General features: G+C 68.6%; 4 protein-coding genes. All 4 read left to right on the forward strand.

What is annotated here, in order from left to right; genetic code table 11:
- Positions 1–1,033: non-ribosomal peptide synthetase (locus U9J66_RS08105; RefSeq protein WP_326337426.1), on the forward strand; the 1,033-nt coding region annotated here is incomplete at its 5' end.
- A gap of 264 nt (positions 1,034–1,297) precedes the next feature.
- A complete protein-coding gene (locus U9J66_RS08110; RefSeq protein ID WP_014909963.1) occupies positions 1,298–2,089 on the forward strand; it encodes a thioesterase II family protein in 792 nt (263 codons plus the stop codon).
- A gap of 70 nt (positions 2,090–2,159) precedes the next feature.
- Positions 2,160–3,191, forward strand: coding sequence for a TauD/TfdA family dioxygenase (locus tag U9J66_RS08115; RefSeq protein WP_161110806.1), 1,032 nt, complete (start codon positions 2,160–2,162; stop codon positions 3,189–3,191).
- Positions 3,188–5,020 (forward strand): non-ribosomal peptide synthetase, encoded by a 1,833-nt coding sequence (locus U9J66_RS08120; protein WP_326337427.1) that lies wholly within the window; start codon positions 3,188–3,190, stop codon positions 5,018–5,020. The genes U9J66_RS08115 and U9J66_RS08120 overlap by 4 nt, the downstream gene beginning before the upstream one ends.
- The last annotated feature ends 268 nt before the right edge of the window (positions 5,021–5,288 follow it).

Here is a 5,288-nt window from a genome sequence, read left to right on the forward strand (position 1 = left end):
GCGCACGGCTATGACGGCGGGTGAGGCGGCTTCGGTCGCTCATGTGGCCAGGGCTTTGGTCGAGCATCCGGGGGTGCGGATCGTCAATGGCTATGGTCCGGCGGAGAACATGGGCTTCACCACCACCTACGAGATCGAAGCCCTCATGGAGGATCGCCCCTCGGTGCCGATCGGCCGACCCGTCAAGGGGTCCGGAACCTATGTCCTCGATGGGCGTCTGCGTCCTGTGCCGGTGGGTGTGCCGGGTGAGCTGTACATCGGTGGTGCGACGTTGGCTCTGGGGTATCTGAACCGTGCGGATCTGACGGCGGAGCGGTTCGTGCCGAACCCCTTCGGTGGTTCCGGCGAGAGGATGTACCGTACCGGGGACCTGGCGCGGTGGACCTCCTCGGGTGACCTGGAGTACGTCGGCAGGGTCGATGATCAGGTCAAGGTGCGGGGCTTTCGGGTGGAGCCGGGCGAGGTCGAGGTCGTTCTCACCTCCCTGTCGGGGGTCGCTCAAGCCGCCGTCGTACCGCGTGAGGACCGGTCGGGGACTCTGGTCTTGGTGGCCTACGTCGTCGGTGTCTCCGGGACGGAACCCGATGGGGTCGGGATTCGCGCGGCGCTCACGGAGCTTCTGCCGGAGTACATGGTGCCTTCGGCGGTGGTGGTGCTGGACCGGCTTCCCCTGACGGCCAACGGCAAGCTGGACAGGCGTGCCCTCCCGGTTCCGGAACATGGTCCGTCCTCTTCCGGGCGCGGTCCCCGCGGCCCCCGAGAGGAGATCCTCTGCCGACTGTTCGCCGAGGTCCTGGGTCTGGAGCGGGTGGGGATCGACGACTCGTTCTTCGACCTGGGCGGACACTCGCTGCTCGCCACCCGGCTCGTCGCACGAGTGCGCTCGGCCCTGGACCAGGAGGTCTCCCTGGAGGACGTCTTCCGCGCGCCCGAACCGGCCCGGCTGGCGGAACGCCTCGATCGTGTGCCCGTGAGCAGGCCCAGGCCCACACTGCGCCGCCGCACTCGGGCGGGCATGGAAATCGGGGGCTGACCAGCCCGGTCCTCTCCGGCGGCCGGAGCCTCGCGAGGCTCCGGCCGCCTCGTCGTTCGGGGCGGGGACGACACGCCATGAGGCAGAAATCGCGTCTCGGAACTGCCGCATCCTTGCCGTCGCTTCCTGCCCTGTCCGAAGAGGGGGCGGGGATATCTTTCTGTTATTCGAAAAGTACGGCGATTCTGGGCCTCGGCAGGGTACGGGAATCACCTTCGATGGTTCACATCGGCCTGTGGTGGCGAAATGAAAGGGGACGGGATAATGGAATTCGCGAGCGACCCGAATGCGAGTGAGGTCCTCTGGGAGCTGCGGCGCGGTTCCGCCTCCGGCGGCCTCTCCCTGCTGATCCTGCCCCACGCAGGGGGGAACGCCCACTACTACGCCCAATGGGAGAACCGACTCCCCGAGGACGTGGGCCTGCTCATCGCCCAGTACCCGGGCCGGGGCTCCCGGTTCACCGACGACCTGCCCGAGAGCGTGGACGACCTCGTCGCCCCCATCGTCTCCCTGCTCGCCGATGATGGGCGGGACCTGGTCGTCCTCGGGCACAGCATGGGGACCCTGGTGGCCTACGAGGTCGCCCTCGGCCTCACCCGGGTCGGACGGCCACCTCGGGCACTGATCGGTTCGGCCTGCCGTGCGCCCTTCCTGCCCAACCCCAGCCCCGTCCTGCCCGAAACGCTGAGTGACGAGGAGCTGGTGGCGGCGATCAAGGCCCGAGGCGGTACCGAGCACGAGATCCTCGACGAACCCGAGATGTGGGAGATCATCCTGCCTTCGATCCGCGCCGACTTCGGTATCGACGACGTCTACCGGAGGCCGGGCGCCGCTCGCACCCTGCGTGGACCACTGACGATCGTGGGCGGCGTATCGGACCCGATCGTCCCGGTGGGCGACCTCGTGGAATGGCGTGAGGTCACCGAGGGCGAGACCCTCATCGAAACCCTGCCCGGCGGCCATTTCTACTTCGATGAGAACGAGGAGAACATGGCCCGTTTCATGGAGATCGTCGGCTCGGTCATAGAAGACGTCTCCGTCACCATCACTTCCTGAAAACGAACTCGGGGAGAAAAGAGATCGTAATGAGAACGGGCGGATCGTCCGTTCGAAGAATGGAGAGAGAATGACGTTCGCAACCGAGAAGGTCACCCTGCGCCGTGAGGCGGGCAAACCCTCGATCATCGAGATTCCCGGCGTCCGGAACATGGACGAGGCGGTGCGGCGCTTGGAGGAGGAAGGCGAGGCCATCTCCAAAGAGCTCACCGAATCGGGAAGTGTCCTGGTCAGAGGCCTCCCCGTCGAGGACGCCGAGGCCTTCGCCAGGGTGCGCGATGTCCTGTTGCCCCGGCCCGCCGCCTACAAGGAGAAGGCGACGCCGCGTACGGACTTCGGCGGCGGGGTCTTCTCGTCCACCGACCTGCCCGCGATCCAGCCCATCCGCCTGCACAACGAGAACAGCTACACGCTCGACTTCCCGGGCGCACTGCTGTTCTGCTGCGTCGTCGCTCCGGAGAAGGGCGGGGCGACGACCGTCGGTGACATGCGTGAGGCACTGGCCCTGATCCCCGAGGACCTGCGTCGTCGGTTCGAGGAGCACGGCTGGCTGTTGGTGCGCAACTATTCGGCCCTGGCCGGCCTCCCCTGGCAGACCAGCTTCGCGACGGAGTCCCCCGCCGAGGTCGAGGCCTATTGCGCCGAGAACGTCATCGGTTGCGAGTGGCTCGACGAGGAGACCCTGCGTACCCGCCAGCGCAGGTCGGCGATCATCACCCACCCCCGGACGGGGGAGAGGGTCTGGTTCAACCACGCGGCCTTCTGGAGCCGCTGGTCCCTGGAGGAGGACGTCCGCGATGTACTCCTGGACACCTACGGCGAGGACGGCCTGCCCTTCGAGACCTTCGTCGGCGATGGCACCCCGCTGACCGAGGAGGAGGCCGGAGCCCTCAACGAGGCCTACGCCCGGGTCACCCGCAGGGAGACGTACCGGAAGGGCGACCTGCTCCTGGTCGACAACATCCTCAACGCCCACGGCCGTGAGGCCTTCGAAGGTGATCGCAAGATCCTCGTCGCGATGGGGAACCCGGTGCCGCTCGACGAGTGCGCTCCCACCGCGGCCCCCTCCACCACGGTGAGCCGGAACGGAGACGCGGAATGACCACGCGGTCCGAGACACTCGAACCCACGGTCACGCGGGGGACCGCCCGTGACCTTCTGGAGAGGCTCGCCGAGGTCCCCGGTGATCGTGAGGCCGTGGTCGAGGGGGAACGCGTCCTCACCTTCGACCGGCTCAGAGAGGGCGCCGCGCACGTCGCCCGTGCCCTCTCCGAACGGGGTATCGGACGCGAACGCGTCGTGGCGCTGTGCCTGCCCCGCGGCACCGATCTGGTGCTGGGACTTATCGGCACCCTGACGGCCGGAGCCGCCTACCTGCCCGTCGACCCCGCCCTGCCCGTCGAGCGCCGCCGCCATCTGTTGGAGGACGCCGCGGCGGACCTGGCGATCGTGCCCTGCGCGTCCGTGGACGGCGCACACGACGGTTGCGCCCGAAAGGTCGAGGAGGTCGCCGACGCCGTCCCCGTCTGCGCGATCGTTCCCGCGAGCACCGACATCGAAGCCGGACGGGAGCCCTTCCTTCCCGCGGCGGTCGGCGCGAACGACCTCGCCTACGTCATCTACACCTCCGGCTCCACCGGTCTGCCCAAGGGCGTCGAGGTCGGCCGAGGCTCGGTCTCCGCCCTTCTGGAGGACCTGGAGAACGAGAACATCGTCGGCCCTCCGGGAGGGCGGGTCGGCTGGAACGCCTCCGCGTCCTTCGACGCCTCGGTGCAGCAATGGGTCCGTCTGTGCAGAGGCGACACCGTCGTCACCTTCGACGAGGAGACCCGTTCCGACCCGGCGGCCATGGCCGAACTGATCGATGGGCAGGCGCTGACCGACCTGGACATCACCCCCTCCCACGCCGAGCCGCTGCTCGACCATCTGGAGGGTCTCCTGGGGGCCGATCGCGCCGCCGGACCGCTGACCCTGTTGATCGGAGGGGAACCGATCGGCCGACCCTTCTGGCGGCGGGTGAACGCCTTGGTGGAGAAAGGGCACCTTCGCGCCGTCAACCTCTACGGGCCCACCGAGTGCACCGTGGACGCGACCGCCGGATGGATGGACTCCGACGGCGAACCGCACATCGGCACGGTCCTTCCGGGGCTCGAACTGCGTCTGCTGGATCAGAGGTTGCGTCCCGTCGCCGAGGGCGAGACGGGCGAGATCCACCTGGCCGGACACAGGGTGGCCCGTGGTTACCGTCGGGCCCCCGTCCTGACCGCGGAGCGCTTCGTCCCGGACCCGATGGCCGTCGACGGTTCGCGCATGTACCGCACAGGCGACCTCGCCCGCCTTCGTGAGGACGGACGGCTCGAATATCTGGGCCGGAGCGACCGTCAGGTCAAGCTGCGCGGTTTCCGTATCGAGCCCGGAGAGATCGAGGGCGTCCTCGGATCCCACCCCGGTGTCGCCGAGGTCGTGGTCGACCTGCGCGAACTGTCCGGAGGTCCGGGGCTGGTCGCCTACTACCGGACCCGGAAGGACGGGCTGGAGCAGGGACTGCGTGAACTCGCGAGGGCCGAACTCCCCGGCTACATGGAGCCCGCCTCCTACGTGGAGCTCGCGGAGTTCCCCCGGACCCCCAGCGGAAAGCTCGATCGGGCCGCGCTGCCGGACCCCGAGCCGACCGAGGAGACCGGGGAGGAGGCCTTCGACTCCGACCTGACCTCGGTGGAACGGCTGATCGCGGAGGTATGGGCCAGGGTCCTGGGCGTCTCCAGGATCGCGGCGGAGGACGACTTCTTCCGGCTCGGTGGGCACTCGCTTCTGGCCATCAAGCTCGTGTCCCAGGTCAAGGCGCGCCTGGGCGTGAGGATCCCGCTCAAGGCCGTTTACGAGAACCCGCGACTGCGGGACCTGGCCTCGGTCATCGAGTCCGAGGTCTGAGCGGGTTCCCCCCGCGGAGCCCGCCGGTTCGAACCCGGCCGTGAGGGATCGGGCCCGTCCCCGCCCCCTCACGGCCCCTCAGGCCCGCCCCATCGGCGGTGAACCCCCACCCTTGAGAAGGAGTAACCGTGACCCCCCTTTCCTATGCGCAGCGACGGCTGTGGTTCGTGAACCGTCTCGAAGGGGCGGGTTCGACCTACAACGTTCCGGTGGTGGTGCGTTTCGGCCCGGGGCTGGAGGTCGGCGTTCTGGAGTCTGCGTTGGCCGA

Source organism: Nocardiopsis sp. LDBS1602, from assembly GCF_035818715.1.
GTDB lineage: Bacteria > Actinomycetota > Actinomycetes > Streptosporangiales > Streptosporangiaceae > Nocardiopsis > Nocardiopsis alba.

Bases quoted from the DNA above. Each gene is read 5' to 3' on its own strand.
- U9J66_RS08110 (WP_014909963.1), top strand. From the start codon at position 1,298: ATGGAATTCGCGAGCGACCCGAATGCGAGTGAGGTCCTCTGGGAGCTG.
- U9J66_RS08115 (WP_161110806.1), top strand. From the start codon at position 2,160: ATGACGTTCGCAACCGAGAAGGTCACCCTGCGCCGTGAGGCGGGCAAA.
- U9J66_RS08120 (WP_326337427.1), top strand. From the start codon at position 3,188: ATGACCACGCGGTCCGAGACACTCGAACCCACGGTCACGCGGGGGACC.